The 24,661-nt window shown below is 68.2% G+C and carries 24 protein-coding genes; 15 read left to right on the forward strand and 9 right to left on the reverse strand.

Going from position 1 to position 24,661, the window contains the following annotated elements:
* Nucleotides 1-48: 48 nt before the first annotated feature.
* A complete protein-coding gene (locus tag IRT45_RS19840) occupies nucleotides 49-1,305 on the reverse strand; it encodes a DUF445 domain-containing protein (protein ID WP_228534645.1) in 1,257 nt (418 codons plus the stop codon).
* Nucleotides 1,306-1,622: 317 nt separating this feature from the next.
* Here IRT45_RS19840 and IRT45_RS19845 point away from each other — a divergent pair, with 317 nt between their 5' ends.
* From IRT45_RS19845 to IRT45_RS19855, 3 genes are all read left to right on the forward strand, one after another.
* Nucleotides 1,623-2,345, forward strand: a complete 723-nt coding sequence (locus IRT45_RS19845) for a TetR/AcrR family transcriptional regulator (protein ID WP_063002172.1) — start codon at nucleotides 1,623-1,625, stop codon at nucleotides 2,343-2,345.
* Nucleotides 2,346-2,444: 99 nt separating this feature from the next.
* Entirely contained in the window at nucleotides 2,445-3,887 is a 1,443-nt protein-coding gene (locus IRT45_RS19850; RefSeq protein ID WP_194807329.1) for an AarF/ABC1/UbiB kinase family protein, read from the forward strand.
* Between the two features lie 20 nt (nucleotides 3,888-3,907).
* Nucleotides 3,908-5,155, forward strand: a complete 1,248-nt coding sequence (locus tag IRT45_RS19855) for a trans-acting enoyl reductase family protein (RefSeq protein ID WP_194807330.1) — start codon at nucleotides 3,908-3,910, stop codon at nucleotides 5,153-5,155.
* Nucleotides 5,156-5,185: 30 nt separating this feature from the next.
* On the opposite strand, the gene IRT45_RS19860 is transcribed toward IRT45_RS19855, so the two are convergent.
* On the reverse strand, nucleotides 5,186-6,112 hold the full coding sequence (locus IRT45_RS19860) for a diiron oxygenase (RefSeq protein WP_194807331.1): 927 nt from the start codon (nucleotides 6,110-6,112) through the stop codon (nucleotides 5,186-5,188).
* A 160-nt stretch (nucleotides 6,113-6,272) separates the two neighbouring features.
* On the opposite strand from IRT45_RS19860, the gene IRT45_RS19865 reads away from it, so the two are divergent.
* From IRT45_RS19865 to IRT45_RS19900, 8 genes are all read left to right on the forward strand, one after another.
* On the forward strand, nucleotides 6,273-6,596 hold the full coding sequence (locus tag IRT45_RS19865; protein ID WP_194807332.1) for a DUF4873 domain-containing protein: 324 nt from the start codon (nucleotides 6,273-6,275) through the stop codon (nucleotides 6,594-6,596).
* The gene (locus tag IRT45_RS19870; RefSeq protein WP_194807333.1) at nucleotides 6,593-7,228 is read left to right on the forward strand and encodes a methyltransferase domain-containing protein; all 636 of its coding nucleotides are present in this window, start codon (nucleotides 6,593-6,595) and stop codon (nucleotides 7,226-7,228) included. The genes IRT45_RS19865 and IRT45_RS19870 overlap by 4 nt, the downstream gene beginning before the upstream one ends.
* A gap of 139 nt (nucleotides 7,229-7,367) precedes the next feature.
* Nucleotides 7,368-7,754 carry a hypothetical protein gene (locus IRT45_RS19875; RefSeq protein ID WP_194807334.1) on the forward strand — a complete coding sequence of 129 codons (387 nt, stop codon included), beginning with the start codon at nucleotides 7,368-7,370 and terminating at the stop codon, nucleotides 7,752-7,754.
* 1 nt (nucleotide 7,755) lies between these two features.
* Nucleotides 7,756-8,328, forward strand: coding sequence for a hypothetical protein (locus tag IRT45_RS19880; RefSeq protein ID WP_194807335.1), 573 nt, complete (start codon nucleotides 7,756-7,758; stop codon nucleotides 8,326-8,328).
* On the forward strand, nucleotides 8,328-9,053 hold the full coding sequence (locus IRT45_RS19885; protein ID WP_194807336.1) for an ESX secretion-associated protein EspG: 726 nt from the start codon (nucleotides 8,328-8,330) through the stop codon (nucleotides 9,051-9,053). The genes IRT45_RS19880 and IRT45_RS19885 overlap by 1 nt, the downstream gene beginning before the upstream one ends.
* A gap of 54 nt (nucleotides 9,054-9,107) precedes the next feature.
* Entirely contained in the window at nucleotides 9,108-9,956 is an 849-nt protein-coding gene (locus IRT45_RS19890) for a PPK2 family polyphosphate kinase (protein ID WP_194807337.1), read from the forward strand.
* A gap of 214 nt (nucleotides 9,957-10,170) precedes the next feature.
* Entirely contained in the window at nucleotides 10,171-10,956 is a 786-nt protein-coding gene (locus tag IRT45_RS19895) for a thioredoxin domain-containing protein (RefSeq protein ID WP_309241061.1), read from the forward strand.
* Nucleotides 10,953-11,519, forward strand: a complete 567-nt coding sequence (locus IRT45_RS19900) for a vitamin K epoxide reductase family protein (RefSeq protein WP_063002162.1) — start codon at nucleotides 10,953-10,955, stop codon at nucleotides 11,517-11,519. Before IRT45_RS19895 ends, IRT45_RS19900 begins: the two co-directional genes overlap by 4 nt.
* Here the strand turns inward: IRT45_RS19900 and IRT45_RS19905 are convergent, their stop codons facing one another.
* Together IRT45_RS19905 and IRT45_RS19910 are read right to left on the reverse strand one after the other, a co-directional pair.
* A complete protein-coding gene (locus IRT45_RS19905) occupies nucleotides 11,520-12,632 on the reverse strand; it encodes a S1C family serine protease (RefSeq protein WP_194807339.1) in 1,113 nt (370 codons plus the stop codon).
* 82 nt (nucleotides 12,633-12,714) lie between these two features.
* Complete coding sequence (locus tag IRT45_RS19910; protein ID WP_194807340.1) at nucleotides 12,715-13,446, reverse strand: ZIP family metal transporter; 732 nt, start codon at nucleotides 13,444-13,446, stop codon at nucleotides 12,715-12,717.
* 139 nt (nucleotides 13,447-13,585) lie between these two features.
* On the opposite strand from IRT45_RS19910, the gene IRT45_RS19915 reads away from it, so the two are divergent.
* Nucleotides 13,586-14,638 (forward strand): NAD(P)-dependent alcohol dehydrogenase, encoded by a 1,053-nt coding sequence (locus IRT45_RS19915; RefSeq protein WP_194807341.1) that lies wholly within the window; start codon nucleotides 13,586-13,588, stop codon nucleotides 14,636-14,638.
* Here IRT45_RS19915 and IRT45_RS19920 read toward each other — a convergent pair.
* Nucleotides 14,616-16,109, reverse strand: coding sequence for a hypothetical protein (locus IRT45_RS19920; RefSeq protein ID WP_194807342.1), 1,494 nt, complete (start codon nucleotides 16,107-16,109; stop codon nucleotides 14,616-14,618). The two genes, IRT45_RS19915 and IRT45_RS19920, sit on opposite strands and share 23 nt — an antisense overlap.
* An 85-nt stretch (nucleotides 16,110-16,194) precedes the next feature.
* Between IRT45_RS19920 and IRT45_RS19925 the strand changes: the two genes are divergently transcribed.
* Nucleotides 16,195-16,758, forward strand: a complete 564-nt coding sequence (locus IRT45_RS19925) for a TetR/AcrR family transcriptional regulator (protein ID WP_194807343.1) — start codon at nucleotides 16,195-16,197, stop codon at nucleotides 16,756-16,758.
* A gap of 85 nt (nucleotides 16,759-16,843) precedes the next feature.
* Here the strand turns inward: IRT45_RS19925 and IRT45_RS19930 are convergent, their stop codons facing one another.
* Nucleotides 16,844-17,845: an SMP-30/gluconolactonase/LRE family protein gene (locus tag IRT45_RS19930; protein WP_194807344.1), complete on the reverse strand. Its 1,002-nt coding sequence runs from the start codon at nucleotides 17,843-17,845 to the stop codon at nucleotides 16,844-16,846.
* Nucleotides 17,846-18,299: 454 nt separating this feature from the next.
* Between IRT45_RS19930 and IRT45_RS19935 the strand changes: the two genes are divergently transcribed.
* Both IRT45_RS19935 and IRT45_RS19940 read left to right on the forward strand, forming a co-directional pair.
* The gene (locus IRT45_RS19935) at nucleotides 18,300-19,931 is read left to right on the forward strand and encodes a GMC family oxidoreductase (protein ID WP_194807345.1); all 1,632 of its coding nucleotides are present in this window, start codon (nucleotides 18,300-18,302) and stop codon (nucleotides 19,929-19,931) included.
* Nucleotides 19,928-21,427 (forward strand): aldehyde dehydrogenase family protein, encoded by a 1,500-nt coding sequence (locus IRT45_RS19940; protein ID WP_194807346.1) that lies wholly within the window; start codon nucleotides 19,928-19,930, stop codon nucleotides 21,425-21,427. Before IRT45_RS19935 ends, IRT45_RS19940 begins: the two co-directional genes overlap by 4 nt.
* Before the next feature lie 72 nt (nucleotides 21,428-21,499).
* Here the strand turns inward: IRT45_RS19940 and IRT45_RS19945 are convergent, their stop codons facing one another.
* The 3 genes from IRT45_RS19945 to IRT45_RS19955 all read right to left on the reverse strand — a co-directional run.
* On the reverse strand, nucleotides 21,500-21,697 hold the full coding sequence (locus tag IRT45_RS19945) for an Rv0909 family putative TA system antitoxin (RefSeq protein WP_036506129.1): 198 nt from the start codon (nucleotides 21,695-21,697) through the stop codon (nucleotides 21,500-21,502).
* Nucleotides 21,698-21,740: 43 nt separating this feature from the next.
* Complete coding sequence (metE, locus tag IRT45_RS19950) at nucleotides 21,741-24,044, reverse strand: 5-methyltetrahydropteroyltriglutamate--homocysteine S-methyltransferase (protein ID WP_194807347.1); 2,304 nt, start codon at nucleotides 24,042-24,044, stop codon at nucleotides 21,741-21,743.
* A gap of 424 nt (nucleotides 24,045-24,468) precedes the next feature.
* Nucleotides 24,469-24,661, reverse strand: a 193-nt coding sequence (locus IRT45_RS19955; RefSeq protein WP_228534632.1) for a 3-hydroxyacyl-CoA dehydrogenase family protein, incomplete at its 5' end; no start/stop codon positions are given.

The raw sequence follows: 24,661 nt of genomic DNA on the forward strand, positions 1-24,661 counted from the left end.
GTTAGCACTATTTCGGCAAACTTCCGGCGGTGGTTGCCGGAGAGGTTGTCAGAAGCCTGGGAACAGTAAATGCGATACGGCGTAAATCGCCAGGCCGGCAAGTGATCCGACCACGGTGCCGTTGATCCGGATGAATTGCAGATCGCGTCCCGCCTGCAATTCGATCTTGCGACTCGCCTCATCGGCATCCCACCGGGCAACCGTGTCGCTGATCAGGGCGGCGATCTCGGAACCGTAGTTGGCGACGAGATACCTCACCCCGCGCTCAACCCAAGCGTCCACTTGTTTTGTCAGTTCCGGTTCGTCGACCAGACGCTGACCCAACTGCTGCACATTCTCCGAAATCTTGCGGCGCAAGGTGCTGCCCGGATCGTCGGCCGATTCCAGGATCATCCGTTTGGCCGCACGCCAGGTCGCGCGCGCCATTCCGGTAATTTCCTCGCGGCCCATGATCTCGGTCTTCACCCGCTCGGCCTTGGCGATCATCGCCTCGTCGTACTGCAGATCGCGGGCGAAATCCTCGAGAAATCGGTTCGCCGCCAATCGCACCTCGTGATCGGGTTGCGAGCGAATCTTCCAGGTGAATTCCACCAATTCCCGGTAGATCTTCTCCGACAACAGGATATTGGCGAATTTCGGCGCCCAGGACGGGGCATCGCGCATGACGATCCGGTCCAGGGTCTCCTGACTCGCCAGAGCCCACTGGTGGGCGCGTTCGGCCAGCAGATCCAGCAGCGGCTCCTGCCGGTTCTCGGCCAGCAGCTCGGCGAGTACCCGCCCGATCGGCGGCCCCCACTGCGGTTCGGCGATGCGCTTGACGATGGTCTGGTCGATCACCTGCTCGACATCGGAGTCGCGCAGCGCGCCGATCACCGCTCGCAGAATGGTCGACGACTCCTCCGACACCCGCGCGGCATGCCGGGGATCGGCCATCCAGGTCCCCAACCGCAACGAGATCTGCGCCGAGTTCACCTTCGTCGCCACGGTGTCGGGCGAGAGGAAATTGGTGCGCACGAAATCGCCCAGGCTGGTGCCGAGTTGATCTTTCTTCTTGCGGATGATCGCCGTGTGCGGAATGGGCAGGCCGAGCGGATGCCGGAACAGCGCGGTGACCGCGAACCAGTCCGCCAGCGCGCCGACCATGCCGGCCTCCGAGGCCGCGCGCACATAGCCGACCCAGCTGCCGCCGATATCGCGTGAACCGAGCCAGCAACAGACCAGATAGACGACCGTGGCCGCGGCCAGGAATCCGGTCGCGACCATCTTCATCTTGCGCAGATCGCGTTTCTTCCCGGATTCGTCCATCAGGTCGGCGAACGACGACGGTGGTTCGGGCGCGCCCCGGCTCCCGGACCGTGTGGCATTTCCCACTCCCGCCCGGGTCTCGGGGTGCGCGTTCGCTTCCGCCAGGACGGGGGCGCTGCCGGCAGATTGCTCCATATCCCCATTCTGGCTGGAATATCGGCGCCGCCGACGTGCGCCCGCTCACCCCGCGTCCCTCGCCGCCTCGGCCGAACGGCACGCGCCGGGGGCGGGCCCGCTCGGCGAACCGGGAACATCACCTCGGCGGAGGACTTAAGCTGGTGGTGCCCATATCCCCGGATCCAGGAGTCCCCTCGAGCATGACCACACATCGTGCCGCGAGCGCTGCCGTCGACACCCCCGCGGTGCGCCCCGGCCGGGTGGACGGTCGCAAGCGGCGCTGGCACCAGCACAAGATCGACCGCCGGGAAGAACTCGTCGACGGCACCCTCGCGGCTATCCGCAACCGCGGCGGCGATGTCGGAATGGACGAGATCGCCGCGGAGATCGGCGTATCCAAAACCGTCCTGTACCGCTACTTCTCGGACAAGTCCGACCTGACCCGCGCCACCATGGAGCGGTTCATCGAGACCACGCTGATGCCGCGGATCTACGAGGCGATCAGCGACGACGCCGACGAATATCAGCTCGTCCGCAACACCCTGGCCGCCTATGTGCACACCGTCGAGGCCGATATCGACGTCTACCGCTTCATCATGGGCAACGGCTCCACCACCGACAAGTCCAGCCTCGCCGATTTCGAGAAGCTGTTCGCCGACGTGGTGTCGGTCGTGGTGCAGACCAAGGCCTTCGATCGCGGCGTCGACACCGAGGGTGTGCTGCTGTATTCCTACGTCATCGTCGGCGGTGTGCAGCTGGCCACCGACTGGTGGATCAGCAATCGCTCGATGTCGGCCGATCGCATGCTCGACCACCTGGCGATGATGGTGTGGAGCGCCATCGAGGGCATGGTCCGCGCGGGTGGTTCGCCGGAGAAGTTCAACGCCGTGCCGCACGAACTTCCCGAGGCCGACCTGGGCTGATTCGCCCGCGAAGGAATCCGTGCTCGCCGTCTCTGGGCCGACGGCTCACGCTTGGTTACGCTGAACACCGGCCAGGCGGGGCATCAACGGAGGTCATCAATGGCGAAAGAGCTGCCGACGTCGCGGCTGGCGCGGGGGACGAAACTGGGTGTGGCCGTCGCCGGCAACGTCTTACGTGCGCAGAAGACCCGCCGTTCCATGCGCGGACGCTCCGAAGCGGTGCGCGAGCGGATGGCCGAGGAATCGATGATCCGCGCCACCGAGCAGATGGTCATGGTGCTGGGCACCATGAAGGGCGTGGCCATGAAGCTCGGCCAGATGCTCTCGGTGCTGGATCTGGATCTGGTTCCGCCGGAACATCGCGAGCGATTCCAGCGCCGGCTCGCCGTGCTGCGCGACAGCGCGCCGAAGGTCTCCTTCGACACCATGCGCGGTGTCATCGAGAAGGATTTCGGCCGCACTCTCGAGGAGTTGTTCGCCGAATTCGACGCCGAACCGATCGCGGCGGCCTCGATCGGCCAGGTCTATCGGGCGCGGTTGCACGACGGTCGCGCGGTCGCGGTGAAGGTGCAGTATCCGGGCATCGATACCGCCGTGCGTGCCGATCTGAAGAACCTGGCGATGTTCCGCCGCGTCCTGCAGTCGGCGATGCCGTGGGTGACGCCGGCGGTCCTCGACGAACTGCGCTTGAATCTCGAGAGCGAACTGGACTACGTGGCCGAGGCGCATACCCAGCGCGAGGTCGCGGAACTGTTCGCCGACCATCCGTTCATCGTGGTACCGGCCACCATGCCCGAACTGTCGAGTACGCACGTGCTGGTCAGCGAGTATTTTCCCGGTCGCGGTTTCGAGGAGATCCGCCGGTTGCCGGAGGCCGAACGCGACCGGGTCGGCGAGATCATCTACCGCTTCTACGTGGGTTCGCTGTTCACCTTCCACGAGTTCTGCGGTGACCCGCATCCGGGCAATCTGCTGCTCGGCGAGGACGGCCGGGTGGCCTTCCTGGATTTCGGGCTGTTCAACCGGATGGACCCCGAACATGTCCGATTCGAGGCTACCTGTATTCGCGCGGCGGCCGAGGAACGCGCGGAGGATCTGCGCCAGTTGATGATCGACCACGGCATCATCGATTCGCCGGAGGAGATCACCCCCGAGGACTGTCTGGAGTACGTGCTCGCGGCATGTGAGTGGGCGCTGATCGACCAGGATCTGACCATCACCCCCGAATTGGCCAGCGGCGCCTTCGTGCTGGCGGTCGATCCGCGCGCCAGTGAATACGCCGGGATGAAACAGCAGAATCTGCCGCCGGAGCATCTGTTCTCGCGGCGTGCGGATTTCCTGACGTTCGGGGTACTCGGCCAGTTGGAAGCGACCGCGAACTGGCATCGCATCGCCCGCGAATGGCTCTACGGCGACGACCCGGTGACCGAGCTCGGTAAACAGCATCACGCCTGGCTGGCCCGGCGCGGCCTGCCGCGTAAACCGGCGAAGCGCTCGGCGCCACGCAAGGCCGCCAGCGGAAAACGTACCAGCACAAAGTAATCGGGCACTACGAGAATGGGATGGGCATGACCGACAGGGAATTCGACCTCGTACTGTTCGGCGCGACGGGGTTCGTCGGCCGGCTGACCGCGCAGTATCTGGCCGAGACCGCGCCCGAGAACGCGCGCATCGCCCTCGCGGGCCGCTCGCCGGAGAAGCTCACCGCGGTGCGCGACGAACTCGGCGGCGCCGCGGCGATCTGGCCGCTGCTGGTCGCCGATTCCTCTGACCAGGCGGCGCTGGACGCGCTGGCGGCCCGGACCAAGGTCGTGGTCACCACCGTGGGGCCGTACCTGCGTTACGGCCTGCCGCTGGCCCAGGCCTGCGCGAACGCCGGCACCCATTACGCGGATCTGACCGGCGAGCCGCTGTTCATCCGCGAATGTATCGATCGGTTCGGTGAGCGGGCCGCCGAAACCGGCGCGAAGATCGTGAATTCCTGTGGGTACGACTCGATTCCGTCGGACCTGAGCGTGTATCGGCTCTTCCGGCGGTCCGTCGAGGACAACACCGGGGAACTCACCGACACCACGCTGGTGGCGTGGCTCAAGGGCGGCGCCAGCGGCGGCACCATCGATTCCGGGCGGGCGATGATGGAGGCCATCGCCACCGATCCGGCCAAGGGTTCGGTGCTCTCGCACCCGTATTCGCTGAGCCCGGACAAGTCGATGGAACCCGATGTGGGCCGGCAGTCCGATCAGGCTCTCTCGCGCGCCTCGGCCATCGACCCCAGCCTCGACGGCTGGGTCGCCACCTTCGTGATGGCCGCGCACAACACCAAGGTGGTGCGGCGCAGCAACGGCCTGCTGGGCTGGGTGTACGGCAAGAACTTCCGCTACCGCGAGGTGATGAGCGCCGGGAGCTCGCCGGCGGCCCCGCTGGTCGCCGCCGGAATGGCCGGCGGCATCGTCGCCGGTATGACCGCCGGTGCGCTGCTCTCCCGCGTGTCGGTGGGGCGCCGGCTCCTGGACCGGATCCTGCCGAAGCCGGGGACCGGTCCCGGCGAGGACGCCCGCCGCAGCGGCTGGTTCACCATGAAGACCTTCGCCGACACCACCTCCGGCGCGCGCTACGTCTGCACCTTCGCCGGGCAGGGCGATCCGGGCTATCAGGCCACCTCGGTCATGCTCGGTGAGGCCGGACTGTGCCTGGCCTTCGACGAACTGCCCGAGCTGGCGGGCATCCTCACCCCCGCCTCCGCCATGGGCGATCCGCTCACCGATCGTCTGCGGCGGGCCGGGCTGACCATCGAGGTCGATCGGGCCTGAACGACGGATTCGCTTGCGGCGCAGACCCGTTCACAGGTCCTCGGGCAGTGAACGGGTCAGCCGCCACAGCGTGTGCACCGCCGCGCCGTCGAGCATGCCGACCTCGTCGAAATAGCGCAGCATCGGCTCGGACAGAAAACTCATCGTCCGCCGGTACTGCGGTCCGGTGAAGGCCGCGGCGAATCCACGCCGGGGGTCGATGCCCACCGCGCGATAGACCTGTGGATTGACGAGCATCGGATACAGCACCAGCGCGAAGTAGGCCAGCAGGAGTTGATGCGGCAGCCGCTGCCACCGCGAACGCCGGGCCATCCCGCGGGCCAGCGCATCGCGGGCGAAGCCGATGTGCCGCGCCTCCTCGAGCACGTGGATACGCATCAACTGCCGCACATGCGGCTGAACAGCGCTGTCGGCCATGGCTTCTCGTTGGCCACGATCGAGAATTTCCTCGATCAGCAGCGTGCCGGCGTATACGACCGGGCCGATCGGGAAGTGTTCGGCGACGCGCAACTGCATCCGGTTCAGCGCCACCGGCCGATACGGCGGTATGCCGGTCTTGTCGATGAGCCGCGCGAACATGATCGAGTGGCGCGCCTCCTCACTCAGTTCGGTGAGCGCGTACATCGCGTGCTGCGAGGTCGGATCGCGCGCGACGATGCGCAGCAGATATTTGCTGAGCAGCCCCTCGGCGACGATCCCGAACGACAGCAGGCTCACCAATTCGTGTTTGCCGAGTTCAATGCGCTGCTCTGGGGTGAGGCGATCCCACAGCGGGGTGCCGTAGAGGGAGATCCGGTGTTCGGGCAGCCAGGCCTTGTCCGGCTGCCACGGCTGCTCCCAATCGATATCGATATCGGCGTCGTAGAAGTGTTCCGCCGACGAGCGAAGCAGCCGCTGGGCCACGCGCTCGCGCCCGTCGGAACCGTCCCCCGCGAAATTCTCGATGTGCTGTGCCATCGGCTTCACCGTCCTGCCGCCCGACCGCGGCCCGCGCATTGTGCTCACGTCGGCGCGTTTGCCGACCGATGTGAGCGGTGGCACACTCGATATTACCTATTACTCATTGTCACGGCTATAGTCCGGGCAGGGCACTCTCGCGCAGCTCAGGAAGGCGACCATGCGGCAACCCGAAGCGGATTACCAGGGGCCGGCCGTTGTCGTGCTCGGCGATCGGGAATTCGCCGTCCGGGTGCGGCTGCGCGGCCATCGCCAGCCGATCGACGGCATCTACCGCTGGTACGGACGCCTCGATCCGGATGCCGCGCTGGATGCGGCGGCCGGCAACCGGAAACAGCGCGTCGAAGTGCGCACCGCCGAAGGCACCGCGGCGGCGATCCTGGGTGATCGCGACTTCTGGGGGCGACTGCGGCTGCTCGGGCACAGCGCACCGCCGTATCGGATCTCGACAGTGGACGACCTCGACGCGAGGATGACCCGGTGAATCTCGCACGCCGCACCATGAACAACCCGGTTTTCGCCCTGCTCTACGAGCGGGCGTGGCGGCCGACCAGTTTTCTGCTCGCCACCGGGCGGACCATGCACGCCGATCGCCGTGACGCGGTGCGCACCCTGCGCCTCGGCGCGGGCGATCGGGTGCTCGACATCGCCTGCGGGCCGGGCAATTTCACCCACTATCTGAGTGAGCACGTCGGCGCCGGATATGCGGTGGGCATCGATTTCTCGGTGCCGATGCTGCGGCAGGCCGTCGCCGACAACGCCGGCCCGCGAGCCGGTTACGTCCGCGGCGACGCACGCCGGCTGCCGTTCCCCGACAACAGCTTCGACGCGGTCTGCTGTTTCGGTGCGCTGTATCTGATTCCGGATCCGCTGACCGCCGCCGCCGAGATGATCCGGGTGCTCGCGCCCGGCGGCCGCATCGCGATCAGCACCAGTCATCGCCCGCGGGGCTGGGTGGGGCAGGTGTCGAGCGCGGTCGGCGGCGCGGGCGGGCTGCGCGTATTCGACCTCGACACCTTCCCGAAGCTGTTCGCCGAATGCGGATTGGTGGATATCGAACAGGAAGTGCACGGCCTGTTGCAGTACGTCAGCGCCCGGGCGGCCGAGGCGGCGTGAAACTGGCAGCGACACAGTGATTTACACATTTGTCTCGCACATCGATGTGCGCATTCACAATGCGCCGCCGCGCGCCGGGCACCGGTCGCTCCGGTAAGCTCGCCGAGGAAAAGTCTCGGGGCGGAAGGGGATCATCGCGGTGCCGATTCCGGAGACCGGTCAGCATCTGGCGCGCGAGTTGTACGCCGCGGCAACAGGTTCCGGACCCGAGGTGTTCGAGATCGCCGAGGACACCGCCCGCAATCTCGCGGCGGCCTGCGACCGGCTCGTCGAGGATCTCCACGCCGCCCGCAGCGGCGGTGCGGTCCCGGCCGCGGTGCGCGGCTTCGGCGAACTCGCTTCCGGGCGCGCCCTGGCACGCGGATTCTCCCGCAAGAGCGGCGAATACCTCGACACCATGCTCTCGTTCCAGCAGACGGCGCTGCTGTTCAAGGCCGCCTATCTGGCCGCGGGGAAGCATTTCGACGAGGCCGAAGCCGCCAATCGCGCGGCGCTGGCGCTGATCCGGCCCGAGCCGGGAGCCTGACATGGCCGACGCGTCCCGCTTCGATCCGCCCTTCGTCGCGGATCGGGAGGTCTACGGCTCCTACAGCCACCGGCAACTCTGGGAACTGGTGCACGAGGCACTGGCCCCGGCCGCACTGGGCGAGGCGGCGGCGGCCTGGCAACGGCAGGCGGCCGCCGTCGCCGCGGCGTTCCGGACCTTCGCCGACACCACCCACGCCGAATTCGAGCGCTGGTCCGGGCATGCGCGCGCGGCGGCCGAACCCGCGACGGCGGCATTCGTCGAACGGGGCGCCGCCGCCGCCGAGGTCTGCACCCGGCTGCGACACCTGCTGGAGGCCGATGCCGAAGCGGCGCAATCCATTCGAGACGCGCTTCCCGCGCCGGCGAACTATGTCCCGCTGCCCGACCCGGTCGCCGAGGTGGTGCACGGCGGCGCCCGGCGGATGACACACGACATCGCCGCCGCCGCGGCCCTGGCCGACGCCCGCGACATCATGACCTTCCGCTACAACAGCACCCTGGCCGCCTCCGGCGATCGGGTGCCGCGCTTCGTTCCCGCACCCGGGCCGGATTCGGGTGGGGGTCACCCGTAGTGAAGTGGGTGCTGACGCCGGACGAATTCGCCCACGTCTGGGCCACCGAAACCGATCTCGACCGCCGCCCCTATCCGGTGAACATGATCCCGGAATCCGCGGTGCGCACCGAAACCGAATATGCCGCACTGGGATTGCGCGCCCGCTACGCGCGCAACACCGATCCGGATCTCACCGCCGCACTGCTGCTGTGCACCCGGCCGGACGCCACCACCATCACCGTCTCCGGCCGGCGCTCCACACCGCCGGACGAGCCGGAACTGATCCTCGCCTTCGCCGCCGTCGTCCACCGGCACGCGGGATTGCTGATCGCGCGGCCCGACGCCGTCACGGTCGCCGTCTGCCATGCGCGCGGGCTGGGCGAACGGCTCGTGGACGCGATCGGCTCGGCGCCGGCGGGCAGATGCGGGCCGATGCGCGAACCGCAGCAGGCGGTGCTCGACACCGGGACCGACGCCCGGCCCGGCGGTGATATCGGCACACCGCGGGATCCGGGCGCCGCCCGCTTCCGCCGCACCCTACGCGCGCCGGTCGACGCGCGCGGGTTCATCACCGTCACCGTCGCACCGGACAATCCCATGTCGCCGCCGACGCGGCACCGCACCTGGCTCGATATCACCGGCGACGGCCGCTATCTGCTCACCACGGCCGCCGAGCTGGTGCTGACCCCGGTCGACGACGCCGAATTCGCCGCACAGTTGACGAGACTGGCCGGAATCGGCTGATTCGCGGCACGATCACCGCCCAGCTGTCGGGGCCGCCGACCATACTCGACGGTTATGGCGAAATCTCCGTGGACCGAACCTGCCACCACCGCGTTGCGAGCCGCCGGGGTCCGGCTCGATTCCTACGATCTCTCCGCTACCCCCGGATTCACCGGCGACAAGAAACTCGGCGAGCAATTGCTGCCCGAACGCGGCGAGGTGCTGTCGGATCTGCAGGAGATGCTGTTCGCGAACGGCCGTTCCGGTGACGACCGCAATCTGCTGCTCATTTTGCAGGGGATGGACACCGCGGGAAAGGGCGGTGTGGTGCGGCACGTGATCGGCATGGTCGACCCGCAGGGCGTGCGGCATGCCGCCTTCGGCGTGCCCACCGACGAGGAACGCCGCCACCACTATCTGTGGCGAATCCGCCATCGACTGCCGGCCGGTGGGCAGATCGGCGTCTTCGACCGGTCGCATTACGAGGACGTCCTCGTGGTGCGGGTGCAGAACCTGGTGTCGCGCGAGGTGTGGGAGCCGCGCTACGACGAGATCAACGAGTTCGAACGGGAGATCACCGAGTCGGGCACGACGATCGTCAAGGTCGCGATGTTCGTCTCGCTGGACGAACAGAAACGCCGGCTCGGCGAGCGGCTGGAACGCTCGGACAAATACTGGAAGTACGACCCGAGCGATATCGACGACCGCGCCCTCTGGCCCGAATATCAGCAGGCGTATCAGGACGTGCTGGACCGCACCGATACCGAGCACGCACCGTGGTACGTCGTCCCGGCCGACCGGAAATGGTTCGCCCGGCTGGCGGTCACCGAATTGCTCGTCGACGCCCTGGGCGGCCTGAAGCTGACCTGGCCCGCGCCGCATTTCGACATCGAGACCGAGAAGGCGCGGCTCGCCGCCGGCTGATCCGCGCGGAGACACCGGTCACCGCTGGGCAGATTTCGGCCGGAATCTCGGGGATCTCTCAGGTTGAGCGGGAATCATGTGGTGCCGAGTGTGCCCGGTGCGGCGGCCCGCTGATCATGCGGCACCGCGACGGCGCGGCGGACGGCCCGTACGATCGCAGGCGGCGCCCGGCCGCACGATGTCGCACACATACACGTAACACAGGAAAGGCGTGGTGAACTCCGAGGTGAGCAAGAATCCGCGTGGGAAGAACTCGCTGACGGCGGTGCGAGGCGGAGATCGCACGCGCACGATCCTGATTCAGGTGGGCGTCGCGGCCGTGCTGATCGCGCTCATCGCGGCCATCGGCATCAGCATCGCCGTCAAACAGTCCAACAAGAACGACACCGGGCCGGTGCCCTCGGTCGCCGCGCAGCCGGCCTCACCCGACGCGGTCACCGGATCCATCACCGATCAGGGCGAGATCAAGATCGGCAAGCCCGGTGCCAAGGTCGACATCCGCGTCGTCGCCGACCTGCAGTGCCCGGCCTGCAAGATGTTCGAGACCGCCAACGCCAAGGCCATCGAGGATGCTGTGAACGCGGGCACGGCCAGCGTGCGCTACAACATCATCGCCTTCCTGGACCAGTCCTCGGGCGGCACCCGCTACTCTTCGCGCGCGGCCAACGCCGCCTACTGCGTCGCCGGATCCGACCCCACCAAATTCCTGCCGTGGCTGACCACCATGTACGAGCAGCAGCCCCCGGAGGGCGGCACCGGCCTGCCCGACGAGAAGCTGGTGCAGATCGCCCAGGCCGCCGGATACACCGATCCGGCCGTGGCCGAGTGCATCACGTCGGACAAGTACGACAAGTACGTGCAGAAGACCACCAAGGACGTGCTCAACAGCGGCATCAAGTCCACGCCGACGGTGTACGTCGACGGTAAGCAGATCACCAGCTCGCAGCAGCTGATGCAGCCCGACGGTCTGCGCCCGGTGATCGAGGCCGCGGCCAAGTGATCACCGTCCGGCCCCGCCCCGCGTGGCTGCTCCTGCTCGGCACCCTGCTGGGCTGGCTGGCCGCGGTGACGTTGACGATCGAAGATTTCAAGCTGCTGAAGGATCCGTCCTATCGGCCGTCGTGCAGTATCAATCCGATCCTGTCCTGCGGTTCGGTGATGGCGACCCATCAGGCGTCGGTGTTCGGATTCCCGAATCCAATCATCGGCGTGACGGGATTCTCGGTGGCGGTCACCATCGCGGTGCTCGCGGTCGCCGGCGTCGCCCTGCCGCGCTGGTTCTGGGGCGGACTGTGGATCGGCCTGATCGCCGGCATGGGCTTCGTCTTCTGGCTGATCTTCCAGAGCCTCTACCGCATCGGCGCGCTGTGCCCGTACTGCATGGTGGTGTGGACGTTCACGCCGGTCTGCCTGGCGGTGGTCACCGATCAACTGTGGGGCGGGGCCCGCGGGATCATGGGCATCATCGCGCAGTGGCGGTGGACGATCGTGGTGGTCTACTACGCGATCGTGCTGCTGCTGGTCTTCCTGCGCTTCCAGGATTACTGGCTCTCGCTGTTCTGATCAGTTGGGCGGGCCGGCGGCCAGCGTCACCGCGAGCGCGCGGTGGGTGCCGTCCGGCTCGACCAGATCCAGCCGGATCATCTCGTCCGGCCGGCGCACATTGAGTGCGGCCTTGAGGCTCTGCGCCGAAGTGACCGGAGTGTCGTCGACCGCGACGATCACCTCGCCGGAATTCAGCCCGGCCGCGAAGGCCGGCAGCCCGTAGATCGCCACGTCCACCCGGGCGCCGGTGGGTTTGGCATCGGAGGTCAGCACACCGAGAGTCGCGGTCGGGCCGACATGGACGGTGTCGGTGGGAATGCCGGTGCGGATCTGGCGCACCACGCTCAACGCCCGATCGATCGGCACCGCGTATCCGCTGGCCTGCCCCTGCTGCCGGGACAGTTCTCCCGAGGCGGCGGTCACCACCCCGATCACCGCCCCGGACCGGTCGACCAGGGCGCCACCGGACTGTCCGGAGACCACCGGCGCGGCCACCTCGATCATCCCGATCAACGCCTTGCGCGACAGATCGGCGGTGTCCCGCGCGACGATCGAGGCGTCCAGTGCGGTGACCGTGCCCGGTGTCGCGGTCGGCGAACCGGTTCCGCCCGCATTGCCGATCGCCAGCGCCTGATCGCCGACCCGGACCCCGGCGGAGCTGCCGATGCGGGCCACCGCCAGTGCCGCCGCGCCGGTCAGCGACAGCAGGGCGATATCAGCGTCGGAGTCGTAGCCGAGCACCCTCGCCGGATAGTGCCCGCCGTTGCCGAGATCGCCGACGGTGATGGTCTCCGCCCCCTTCACCACATGGTGGCTGGTCAGGATCTCCCCGTCGGGGCTGAGCACGATGCCCGAACCGGCCGCGCCCATCCCGCTGGGCCGGATCGACACGTTGATGTTCACCAGTTCGGGTTCGACGGCCGAGGCCACCGCCGCGGGATCCATCGGCGGCACGGGCGGGCCGAACAGCGCCGAGGTGGAGTGGCCGGCGGGTACCGCCCAGCGCGGCAGATCGCCGCGGTAGCCCAGAAACGCCGCGCCGACCAGGGCCATGACGAGCACGAAGACGACCGTCGACAGCCACCCGCCGCGAGCCGGACGCGATTGCCGGCCCGAATGCTGCTCGTCCATCGCCGCTCCCGATTCTGCATGCCCGGGGTGGGCTGGCGGAGTTTGTGCTTTCATGTGTACCAAATCGGCGCGGCGCCCGGTATCACTCCTGCAATGCCGCCACCGCGAACATCAGCGCGGCGCCCGCGATCGTGCAGAACAGCACGGCCCGCGACGGCCGGCCCGAATGCGCTTCCGGCAGAATGTCACTCGTTGCCAGATACAGCAGGAATCCGGCGAAATATCCCAGATACAGGCCCGCGACGTCGGCGGGCACCCGGATCACCGTGCCGATGACCGCGCCCGCCACCGGCGCCAGCGCGTCCAGGACCAGCAGGGTCAGCGCCCGCCGCCGCGCGTTGCCGTACAGCGTGGGAATGGTGAAGGCGTTGAATCCGTCGGCGAAATCGTGCGAGATCACCGCGATCGCGACCGAGACGCCCAGCGCCGTCCCGGTCTGGAACCCGACGCCGATACTCAGGCCGTCGAGCATGCTGTGGAAGATCAACCCTCCGGTGGCGACCAGGCCGACCGAGGGAAAGTCGTGGGTGTGGCGGCCGAAATCCTGTTCGTGACCGACGTGGATCGCCATCTCGCGTTCGATGATGTGAATGGTGAAGAAGCCGATCACCGCGGCCACGAGCACTCCTGGCACCCCCGCGACGAGCTGACCGGATTCGGCCAGCGCATCGGGAATCAGGTCGAAGGCGACCACACCGAGCATGATTCCGGCGGCCAGCCCGAGGATCAGCCGCTTGCGCTCACCGATGCGCGCGGCCACCAATCCGCCTGCCAGCGTCGAACACATCGAGAGCAGGGCCAGCAGGATCGCCACCGGACCAGCATCCGATATCGGCGCGAGCCCGCCGAGCACATCCGACCGGCGGGTCGCCCGGGTGCTGTGTTCAATGGCACCCTGCGCAGCTTCGCGGGATAGTTTGCATAGGCAACCATGCGGGGGTAGGCATGAACGCATGACGACAGCTGCCGCGTATTCCGTGTCCGCGCCCGACGGCCGGTTCACCAAGACCACCATCGAACGCCGCGCACTCGGCCCGCACGACGTGCTGATCGATATCAAGTACGCCGGCATCTGCCACTCCGACATCCACACCGCGCGCAACGAGTGGCACGGCACCAAGTACCCCTGCGTCCCGGGTCACGAGATCGCGGGTCTGGTGGCCGCGGTCGGCTCGGAGGTGACCAAGTTCGCGGTCGGCGACCGGGTCGGCGTGGGCTGCATGGTCGATTCGTGCGGACAGTGCGAGCCCTGCCTGGCCGGTGAGCAGCAGTACTGCGTGCGCGGCGCCACCATGACCTACAACGGCACCGTCCCGGAGGAAATCCAGGCCGGCGGCTACACCCTGGGCGGGTATTCGACCCAGGTGGTGGTGACCGACGGCTTCGTGGTGGGCATTCCGGAGGGCATCGGACTCGACGAGGCCGCGCCGCTGCTGTGCGCGGGAATCACGCTGTATTCGCCGCTGCGGCACTGGAACGCCGGCCCCGGCAAGCAGGTGGCCATCATCGGCATGGGTGGCCTGGGCCATGTCGGGGTGAAGATCGCGGCCGCGATGGGCGCCGAGGTGACGGTGCTGAGCCATTCGCTGAACAAGGAGGACGACGGCCGGCGGTTCGGCGCGCACCACTACTACGCCACCACCGACCGCCAGATCTTCCGCGATCTGCGCAACCGATTCGACCTGATCGTCAACACCGTCTCGGCCGATCTGCCGATCGACACCTATATGCGCCTGCTGAACCTCGACGGCACCATGGTGATCCTCGGCCTGCCCGATCAGCCGCTCGCGGTGCGGCCGTTCACCCTCACCGGCAACCGCCGGTCGCTGGCCGGCTCGAATATCGGCGGCATCCCGCAAACCCAGGAGATGCTGAACTTCTGCGCCGAACACGGCATCGGCGCCGAGATCGAGGTCATCTCCGCCGATCGCATCGACGAGGCCTACGAGCGCGTGGTCGCCAGCGACGTGCGGTACCGGTTCGTCATCGACGCCGCCACCATGTGAATTTCGGGGCGACGCCGTCGTCCGCGCGCCCGGCGTCGTCACCGGACCGGAAGACCGTGCCGTCCCCGGACGCCGGAACCGAACCGGCGCCGGATCGCGCTGCCCCGCCGTAGCCGGACGACGCTCCCGTGCTGTCGCCCGATGACGCCCCCGCGCTGTCGCCCGATGACGCTCCCGCGCCGCCGCCCGATGAGGCCCCCGCGCCGATGGCGGTGCGGTGCAACAACTCCGCGAGATTGCGGCGCACCCGGCCCATCTGGGCGCGGCTGTGATCGTTGGTGTCGTATTCGACCTGCACCGTCAGCCGCTCCCCCAGGGTGAAGGCGGTCAGCTTGGGCGGCATCCCGGGCCCCATGGCCAGCAGGTTGTCGCGCACCAGCCGCACCCCGTCGGGGACGATGTGGTCCGGCACCCGGCCGATGTTCGACAGCGCGATACTGGGCTGTTCCGCGAGCATCCGGGCGGTGGCCTCGTCGCGAATGTATCGGCCCGCCAACGCCATTCGCGCGGGGTCGCGACGCTCGAGCGCCGCGCGGACGTCGGCGTGCACCACCTGTCCCAGTTCGAACGGATCGGCGGATTCGGCCACCGCCAGGAGCGTGCCCCAGCCGGAGGCGCAGTTGAGCACCGTCTCGTCGGGCAGCCACGGATCCAGCGCCGCACGCATATCGGCGGCATAGCCGCAGACCATCGGCAGTGCGCCGACGCCGCCCAGTTCGGCGCGCACCGCGGCCAGCGCACACCCGCTCAGCAGGGCGTTCACCCCGATTCCGGCCGCGCGCGCCGCCGCGGCGAAGGCCGCGGTCACCTCCGGTTCCAGTTCGATCCGCTCGGCGACGAAGAGTCCCCGTCCCGATCCGGCCGTGCCGTCGCGCGGCAGGCGGGCGGGCGCCTCACCGATGATCGTGCGCATCGCCGCGAGCAGTTCGGTGACCTCCGCCTCGGAGACGACGGCGGTGAGGCGCTCGTCGACCGCTTGCGGCAGTTCGTGATTCGCGCGCACGGGCATCGGCGCGCCACGACGGTGGGCGGTATAGCGCCGCCACATCTCATCCAGCAGCGCGAAAGCCGAACGGCCGTCGGTGATTCCGTGATGGATGACGAGCACGATGCGGGCGCGGTCGTCCTCGCGGAACACCCGCGCGAAGAACAACCCGTCGTCCCACGGTTGCGGCTGGTTGACGAAATCGACGTATTCGATGTCACCACCGGCGCTTTCGGTGACCGGGGGCCGGTAGCCCTCGACATGGCGGAGCACGAGCATCCCGCCGTCGTCGACTCGGCGGCAGCTGAGCAGCGGATTGTCGGCGGCCAGTTCGGCCAGCACCGTGCGCAGCAGTTCGGTGTCGAATTCCCCCTCGACGGTCGATCCGATGAACAGCGCCATTCCGCCGACCGGCACGGAACCGAAGGTGGCGTGTTCCTGGAAGTAACCCGACTCGAAGGGCGATATCGGACGTTGCGTGACCATACGGAGAACCATACATCCGTTTCAAACAAATGTCACAAACATTTGTTTGAAACATGCGTCAGCGAGCACTTGCTACCCTGCCGACGTGGGAACTCGTGAGGATCTGCTCTCAGCGGCCAAACACTGCCTGGCCGAACGCGGCTACGCCCGCACGACGGTGCGCGATATCGTCGCCGCCTCGGGCAGCAACCTCGCCGCGATCAACTACCACTTCGGCACCCGAGACGCCCTGCTCACCCAGGCCATGATCGAATCGTCCGCCGAGGCGGTGCAGCAGATCCTCGACGCGCTCGCCGAGAGCAGCGAACCGCAGCCGGCCGAGCGGCTGCTCACATTTCTGCGGCGTCTCATCGCCACCTTCACCGACCAGCGGGCGCTGTGGGCGGCCAATATCGAAAGTCTCGCCCAGGCATTGCATTCCGGTGAGGTCAAGGCCGACATCGCGGCCAAACAGCGCGAGGGAAAAGCCGCACTGACTCGAATGTTGTTGCCCGCCAGAGATATCGAGGACGACGACGGCGGCCCGATCGGCGCGCTGCTCTGGACGCTGCTCGACGGCCTGCTCGTCCAGTGGTTACTGGACCCGAAGTCCGCGCCCTCGGCGGAGCAGCTCGTCGCCGGTCTGCGCACCCTCGCCCCGATGCTGTAATCGACGGGAAGGACGCGGCCGTCGACGAATCGCGCCGGTCACGCGGGCCGGCATCCGGTCGTCGGCGCACCGGCACCGACCAACCTCACCCGCCGAGGACCACGCGGAGCACACTCCCCGTCCCCGTGGTGACCAGCAGCGCACGATCGTCGGTGGGGATTCTCGAGACCGAGGTGGCCGGCACACCCAGGTCGGCGACCGTGCAGACTCCGCCGGTGGCCGGGTCGACGCGGACCACGCGAGCGGTCGTGGTCGCGACGTAGAGCATGCCCTCCGGGCCCACGGTGAGATCGTCGGGCAGAGCGGTCAGCGGGAGCGCGCCGACGGTGACCGAGGCGACGGTCGTCTGCGCCTGCGGAGCGTCGACGGGGATGCGGACGATGCGGCCGTCGAGACTCTGGTAGAGCGTCGCGTAGAGCGAATCACCCTGCCACACAATGCCGTTGACACCGGTCGCCGCCGCGCGTGCGGTCCAGTCCGCGTCGACGGAGCCGCCGGGGCGCACCTTCACCACGCCGTGCGCGGTGTCGGCGACATACAGATTGCCCGCCCCGTCGAAGGTCGCGCCGTTGGCCATGCCGAGACCGGAGACGTAGACCTGTGGCACCGGATGGTCGGCGCCGGGATCGAACCGCACCACGCCGGAGTTGTGCGCGCCGGGCAGCAGTCCGGCCGACGAGTCGCCGAAGACGACGTACAGCGCACCGTCGGGGCCGAGCCGGATCGCACCGGGCGCGTCCACCGGCACCTCCGCGGTGACGTGGCCCGCGGAATCGTAGCGCTGCACCACATTTCGGAACACCCGCGAAACCCACAGGTTGCCGCGAGCGTCGTAGCCGAGGTTCTCGGCGAAATCCAGCAGCGGAGCCGAGGCGGGCAGCACCTGCTCCACCGAGGCGGCCGGGCAGCCGGGCGCCTCGGCGTGCACCGGGGCGAGCGCGGCCGGAAGTACGGCCGCGGCGCTCACCCACACTGTCGCGAGGGCGCCCACCGCTACGACGTGGCCGACGCCGTGCGTACCGCCCGGGCCGAGCCGAGAGATCCGTCGCCGGCCGCGGCGTGCACCCCACGGGAACGAACCACCCATCACGGCCCTCCTGCCGTTCGCCTGCATACCCGTGCGACCGTCTGCACGCCGGGCGTCGACGCCACCCGGGAACCGGGCGGCGGGTCCGGCCGAATCCTACGTGCCGCGGTCCGGATACGCCCGGGCTCACGCACACCGGCAACACCCCGCTCGGCAGCCCGCCGCAGACGGCGGTACGGGCCGCGGTCGACCGCCGCCCGGCCCGAATACGTCGCGTGACCTGTAATCGTCTGCGTACCTTGATATTCGGAGGCGCTACGACCCCGCGCCGGCGCCGCGCACGACGCCGCCGGCCGCCACCCCGATTCGCCGGTACCGAACTCCGCTCCCGACCGCCCCGCACAGCGTAAGGTCGACCCTGGAACCGGGTCCGGGACTGTCTCTACGGCTATCACCGCAGGTCCGCCCGCCCGGATCCGTGTCGGTGTTCGGCAACCGTGCTGGAGGTCCTCGCGTGCCCGACCGTGAATCGTTCGACTACGTCATCATCGGAGCGGGGAGCGCGGGCTGCGTCCTCGCCCATCGCCTCACCGAGGATCCCCAGGTCTCGGTCCTGCTGCTGGAGGCCGGTCCCGACGACCGGGCCGACGAGATCAAGATACCGGCGGCATGGGGGAAATTGATTCGCACCCAATGGGATTGGCGATACGAGACCACACCACAGAAACATCTCGGCGGCCAGCGCGCGTACTGGCCGCGGATGAAGGCGCTGGGCGGCTGCTCGTCGATGAACGCGATGATCTTCATCCGCGGCAATCGCGCCGACTACGACGGCTGGCGGCGTGACTTCGGCGCGGTCGGCTGGAGCTACGAGGACGTCCTACCCTATTTCGTGCGGTCGGAGACCAACACCGGCCTGCGTTCGCCCTATCACGGCACCGACGGCCCGTTGCACGTCGAGAACCGCCGCTTCACCCACGAACTGACCGATGCCTGGATCGCCGCCGCCGCGGCCGCGGGCCTGCCCCGCACCGACGATTTCAACGGCGCGGCGCAGGAGGGTGTGGGCCGCTACCAGGTCACCCATCGCAACGGCCGCCGCTGGTCCACCGCCGACGGCTATCTGCGCCCGGCGCTGGACCGGCCGAATCTGACGGTGCGGACCGAGGCGCACGCCACCGGGCTGGTACTCGACGGCGCCCGCGCGGTCGGCGTCACCTATCGCCGCCACGGCAGCGAGCACACGGTGCACGCCGAGGCCGAGGTGCTGCTGTCCGGCGGTGCGGTCAATTCGCCGCAGTTGCTGATGCTCTCCGGGATCGGGCCCGCGGCGCATCTGCGTGACCTGGGCATCGAGGTGGTGGTGGATCTGCCCGGCGTCGGCGAGAACCTGCACGACCACCCGGTGACACCGATTCTGTGGCGCACCCGCGGCGTCTCCGATCTCGCCGATTTCGAGACCCCGTTGCGGCTCGCGCAGTGGCAGGCACTCGGTCGTGGGCCGCTGACCTCCAATGTCGGCGAGGGCGGCGGATTCGTGCGCACCCGCGAGGGCCTCGAAGGCCCCGACATCCAGTACCACGTCGCGCCGACAGCGTTCTACGACAACGGTTTTCACGAGAACATCGCTCCGATGTTCACGGCCGGGCCGACGCTGGTCGAGGTGCACAGCCGCGGCCGGTTGCGCTTGCGGTCGGCCGATCCGCTGTGGAAGCCGGAGATCGATCCGGCCTACTTCTCCGACCCGCGCGACGCGGATGCCCTGCTCGCCGGCTGCCGGCAACTGCTCGAGATCGCGCGGCAGCAGCCGCTGTCCGCCCACCTCGACCGCTCCTACCTGCCCGAAGACGCCGACCGCATCGACGAGGACGGCTGGCGGGCCCATATCGCCCGTTGGACGCAGACACTGTTCCACCCCGTCGGCACATGCGCCATGGGCACTGGCGAGACCGCGGTGGTGGACCCCGAACTGCGCGTCCACGGCGTGAGCGGACTGCGCGTGGTCGACGCCTCGGTCATGCCCCGCATCGTCCGCGGCAATACCAACGCGCCGACCGTCATGATCGGCGAGAAGGCGGCCGATCTGATCCGCGGCCGCACCCCGTCGTCCACCACCGGCACCGCGACGAAGGAGGCCACCCGATGACGACCGTGAACGAGATCGGTGGGATCGACACGCACACCACCTTCGATGTGCACGATCCCGGTACCGGCGAGGTGGTGGGCACCTACCCGGTCCACACCGAGGCCGATATCGAGGCGGCGGTGGCCCGGGCCCGCACGGCATTCGACTGGTGGTCCGGCCTCGACTACGCCGAACGGGCCCGGCGGCTGGCCGGATTCGCCGGACTGCTGGCCCGGCGGATGCGCCAGCTGGCCGCGGTGATGCACGACGAGACCGGCAAGCCGTATTCCGATGCCGCGCTCGAGGTGGCGCTGAGTCTCGACCATCTGAAGTGGGCGGGCCGCAACGCCCCGAAGGTGTTGGGCCGCAAGAGCGCCCGGGTGGGACTGCTCACGATCAACCAGGCGGCATCGGTGGAGTACAAGCCGCTCGGCGTCATCGGCGTGATCGGCCCCTGGAACTATCCGGTGTTCACGCCGCTGGGTTCGATCGTGTACGCGCTGGCAGCGGGTAACGCCGTGGTGTTCAAACCCAGCGAATATTCCCCCGGCGTCGGCCGCTGGCTGGTCGACATGTTCGCCGAGGTCGTCCCGGAACAGCCCGTGCTGCAACTGATCACGGGCGAGGGGCCGACCGGTGCCGCGCTGTGCCGATCGGGTGTGGACAAGATCGCCTTCACCGGCTCCACGGCGACGGCCAAGAAGGTGATGTCCGCTTGCGCCGAGAGCCTTACACCGCTGGTCGCCGAATGCGGTGGCAAGGATGTGCTGCTCGTCGACGCCGACGCCGATCTGGACGCCGCGGCCGGCGCCGCGCTGTGGGCCGGGATGGCCAATGCCGGCCAGTCCTGTATCGGCACCGAACGGGTCTACGTGCACGAGCGCGTCTACGACAGCTTCGTCGAGACCTTGGTGGCGAAGGCGAAACAACAACGCGCGGGCGTTGATTCGGGCGCCAAGATCGGGCCCATCACGATGCCGAAGCAGCTCCAGGTGATCCGGCGCCACATCGAGGACGCCGTCGCGCGGGGCGGGCGGGCGCTGACCGGCGGCGCCGACTCCATCGTCGGGCAGGTGGTGCAGCCGACCGTGCTGGTCGACGTGCCCGAGGACGCCCCGGCCGTCACCGAGGAAACCTTCGGGCCCACCCTGACCGTCGCGAAGGTGCCCGATATGGATACCGCGATCGCCAGCGCCAACGACAGCCGCTACGGACTGTCCGCGGCCGTGTTCTCGAGGGCGCGCGGGCGCGAGCTGGCCGACCGGCTGCGCACCGGGATGGTCAGCGTCAACGCGGTTTTCACCTTCCCGCAGATTCCGTCGCTGCCCTTCGGCGGTGTCGGCGACTCGGGCTTCGGCCGCATCCACGGCCCCGACGGCTTGCGTGAATTCACCTACGCCCACGCCGTCGCGCGGCAGCGTTTTCCCTCGCTGCTCGCCCTGACGACCTTCGATCGCACCCAGAAGGCCGACGACACCATGGCGACCCTGATGGCGTTGCTGTTCGGCCGGCACTGATCCGCACAGCACGAAGGCCACGTCCGGCGCGGAGCCGGGCGTGGCCTTCGCCCCGTGTACGACCGGTGTGGACTACTTCCCGGTCTGCTCGTGCAGTGCCTTCTTCGCGGCCTGCTGTGCGGCGTCGACCTGCTTTTCGAACTTGCCGCTGGTCTGCTTGTCGACCAGATCGCCGACCTTGTCGATCACCGGGTCGAGTTTGTCGGCATTCTTGGCCGCCAGGTCGGCTGCCTTACCGGCGGCATCCTTGAGCTGGTCGAACATACCCATGAGCGGTTCTCCTGATCTCGAAACAGTAGTCGTAGGCTAACGCCTATTCAGCCGCTTCGGCACGGCGCCGCACCCGGCGAGCCGCGGCGACCATATTGCGCAGCGACGGGTCCAGCTGCCAATAATGGCGGGTCTTCAATCCGCCGTCCGGATTCGCCCACAGCCGCTGCGGTGTCACGGCTTCGGCTGCGGCGGTGAGCAATTCGTCGATCTCGTCGATGTCGGGAATGCGCGCCGAACGGCTCTCGTACACACCGGGACCCACGCCGTGGCTCAGGCCGTGCCCCTCCTCGACATCCTCGGTCAGCGCCTTGAGCACCCATTCCAGCGAGCGGGTCGCGACGATGGCGGTGACGTCGGCGTCGAGTTCCTCGATGGCACGCACGATTTCGGAGCGGGCCGAGTAGGCGATGTGGGTGTGGATCTGAGTGTCGGGCCGCACCCCGGAGGTCGCCAGCCGGAACGCGTTGACCGCCCAGCGCAGATATTCGGTGCGCCCGTCCGGACGCAGCGGCAGCAGTTCCCGCACCGCCGGTTCGTCGACCTGGATGATCGCCACACCGGCCTTCTCGAGATCGGCCAGTTCGTCGCGGATCGCGAGCGCCACCTGATCGGCGGTCTCGTACAGCGGCTGGTCCTGGCGCACGAACGAGCGGGCCACCATCGTCACCGGACCGGTCACGATGCCCTTCACCGGTTTGTCGGTGAGCGACTGCGCGTAGGTGATCCACTCCACCGACATCGGCTTCGGCCGCGACACGTCGCCGTAGATGATCGGCGGCCGCACACACCGCGAACCGTAGACCTGCACCCAGCCGAAGTGGGTGGTGGCGAAACCGTCGAGCAGTTCGGCGAAGTACTGGATCATGTCGTTGCGTTCGTGCTCGCCGTGCACGAACACGTCGAGGCCGATGTCCTCCTGCAGGCGGATGGTCGACTCGATCTCGGCCTCGATCCGCTTGCGGTACTCCTCGTAGGACAGCCGGCCTTCGCCCAGGTCGTAGCGGGCCTGGCGCACCGCGGCGGTCTGCGGGAAGGAACCGAGCGTGGTCGCCGGAACCAGCGGCAGATTCAGGCGCTCCCGCTGCGCCTTGGCCCGCACCTCGTACGGTTCGCGCTCGCGCATCTGCGGGGTCACCGCGTAAACCCGTTGCCGCACAGCGTGTTTCTGCTTGAAATGCACCGAGGTCGGCCGCTTCGCCCACTTCTCGGACGGTCCTTCGGTCAGTGCCTTCGCCAGCGAAACGACTTCGAGCACTTTCTGTTTCGCGAAAGCGAGGCGGTCGGCGACGTTGCCCTCGATATCGTATTCGACCAGCAGGTCGTAGGGCACGTGCAGCAACGTGGTCCCGGTGGACACGACGAGGTCCGGGCACACCTTCGACAGCGCGTTCAGGTATTCCAGGGTGACCAGCCGGTCGGCACGCCACACGTTGGTGCCGCTGATCACGCCGGCGTAGAGCCGCTTGCGCCGGATGCCGGGAATCTCGGCGAGTTCCTCGGGCCGGGTGCGGTGGCTGGCCAGGTCCAGGCCGATCGCCTCCACCGCGGTACCCGCCAGAATCCGCACGGCCTCACCGAAATCGCCGTACTGGCCGGTGACGAGGATGCGCGGACGCAGCGCGGACGTCGACAGTCGCTGATAGGCCCGCTCGAACGCGGCCAGTTCCTCCGGGGTGCGCTCACTGGTGAAGCAGGGCTCATCGAACTGCACACAGGTGGAACCGCGCTTGGCCAGGATCTCGAGCAGCTGTTCGTAGACCGGCAGCAGCTCGTCCAGCAGGGTCAGCTTGTCGAATTCGGTCTCACCCGGCACCTGCCCGGCCTTCGACAGCAGCAGCAGCGACAACGGGCCCAGCACGACCGGCCGCAGTTCGATCCCGCGGTCCATCGCCCGATCCCACTCCTCCAGCAACGCCTCGGGATGCAACGAGAATTCGGTGTCGGCGTCGAGTTCGGGCTGCCGGTAGTGGTAGTTGGTGCCGAACAGCCGGACCAGCTCCAGCGGCGGCAGATCGGGCCGGCCGCGCGCCATCAGGAAGTAGAAGTCGAGCGGGTGCAGCTCCTCGCGATACGGCTCGAACCGCTTCGGGACCGCGCCGAACAGCAGCGCGTTGTCGAGGATGTGGTCGTAGAAGGAGAAGGTGTTACCGGGTACCTGCGTCAGTCCGGTCGCGGCCAGCTCGGAGAACTGGGTGTCCTGGATGTCGCGCCCGACCGCGAGCAACTCCTCGCGGGACAGGGCGCCGTGCCAGTAGGACTCCAGTGCGCGCTTGAGCTCCCGGTGCGGACCGATCCGCGGGTAACCCAGGATGCTCGATCCGAAACCGTCGGTGACGTTGACCATGAGCGGGACTCCCTTTCGAGCTGCGGTCGAGGACCTTACTGCAGCTTATGCCCGGTAACGGTGATACCCGCCGCACGAGGCGGAGGGTACAGCTGGTGTGGATGAAGTTGTGGACGAGATATCGGATCCGCGCTACTCGCGTACTCCGACCAGCGATGGAAACCGGAGGTCACCTCCCTCGCACCCCGCACGGATCGAGTCTTACGAGCGACCGTTCGCGGCCGGCTCGCCGTTCGGGTGCCGCTGCGTAGGCGAGGAAGAAGCAAGCAGCGGTGCCCGAACGGCGAGCCCTAGGGGCCGCGAACACGCCGAGCCGAGCGAGGCCGAAAAACACAGCGCGAACATTTCCGAGACGGTAGACGCGAAGGGCCTCCCGGAACGGGCGATGTCCATGCCGCGGCTTCCGAGCCGACGGTCCCTGCGCTTACCCCCGGTTGTACTGGTAGAAGCCGGCTCCCGTCTTCTTACCGAGCAGCCCGGCCTCCACCATGCGCATCAGCAGCGGCGGCGCCGAGTAGAGCGGCTCCTTGAATTCGGCGTACATGGAGTCGGCGATCGACTTGACCGTGTCGAGGCCCACCAGGTCGGTCAGGGCGAGCGGGCCCATTGGGTGGGCG

Origin of the sequence: Nocardia sp. BSTN01 (genome assembly GCF_015354405.1) — a bacterium.
In the GTDB taxonomy this organism is placed as follows: Bacteria; Actinomycetota; Actinomycetes; order Mycobacteriales; family Mycobacteriaceae; genus Nocardia.

What these genes read in the sequence shown, in the direction of transcription:
- IRT45_RS19845 (WP_063002172.1), top strand. Translation starts at nt 1,623, where the DNA reads ATGACCACACATCGTGCCGCGAGCGCTGCCGTCGACACCCCCGCGGTG.
- IRT45_RS19930 (WP_194807344.1), bottom strand. Translation starts at nt 17,845, where the DNA reads ATGGGTGGTTCGTTCCCGTGGGGTGCACGCCGCGGCCGGCGACGGATC.
- IRT45_RS19860 (WP_194807331.1), bottom strand. Translation starts at nt 6,112, where the DNA reads ATGGCACAGCACATCGAGAATTTCGCGGGGGACGGTTCCGACGGGCGC.
- IRT45_RS19915 (WP_194807341.1), top strand. Translation starts at nt 13,586, where the DNA reads ATGACGACAGCTGCCGCGTATTCCGTGTCCGCGCCCGACGGCCGGTTC.
- IRT45_RS19940 (WP_194807346.1), top strand. Translation starts at nt 19,928, where the DNA reads ATGACGACCGTGAACGAGATCGGTGGGATCGACACGCACACCACCTTC.
- IRT45_RS19840 (WP_228534645.1), bottom strand. Translation starts at nt 1,305, where the DNA reads ATGGACGAATCCGGGAAGAAACGCGATCTGCGCAAGATGAAGATGGTC.
- IRT45_RS19865 (WP_194807332.1), top strand. Translation starts at nt 6,273, where the DNA reads ATGCGGCAACCCGAAGCGGATTACCAGGGGCCGGCCGTTGTCGTGCTC.
- IRT45_RS19920 (WP_194807342.1), bottom strand. Translation starts at nt 16,109, where the DNA reads ATGGTCACGCAACGTCCGATATCGCCCTTCGAGTCGGGTTACTTCCAG.
- IRT45_RS19890 (WP_194807337.1), top strand. Translation starts at nt 9,108, where the DNA reads ATGGCGAAATCTCCGTGGACCGAACCTGCCACCACCGCGTTGCGAGCC.
- IRT45_RS19905 (WP_194807339.1), bottom strand. Translation starts at nt 12,632, where the DNA reads ATGGACGAGCAGCATTCGGGCCGGCAATCGCGTCCGGCTCGCGGCGGG.
- IRT45_RS19880 (WP_194807335.1), top strand. Translation starts at nt 7,756, where the DNA reads ATGGCCGACGCGTCCCGCTTCGATCCGCCCTTCGTCGCGGATCGGGAG.
- IRT45_RS19850 (WP_194807329.1), top strand. Translation starts at nt 2,445, where the DNA reads ATGGCGAAAGAGCTGCCGACGTCGCGGCTGGCGCGGGGGACGAAACTG.
- IRT45_RS19945 (WP_036506129.1), bottom strand. Translation starts at nt 21,697, where the DNA reads ATGGGTATGTTCGACCAGCTCAAGGATGCCGCCGGTAAGGCAGCCGAC.
- IRT45_RS19855 (WP_194807330.1), top strand. Translation starts at nt 3,908, where the DNA reads ATGGGCATGACCGACAGGGAATTCGACCTCGTACTGTTCGGCGCGACG.
- metE (WP_194807347.1), bottom strand. Translation starts at nt 24,044, where the DNA reads ATGGTCAACGTCACCGACGGTTTCGGATCGAGCATCCTGGGTTACCCG.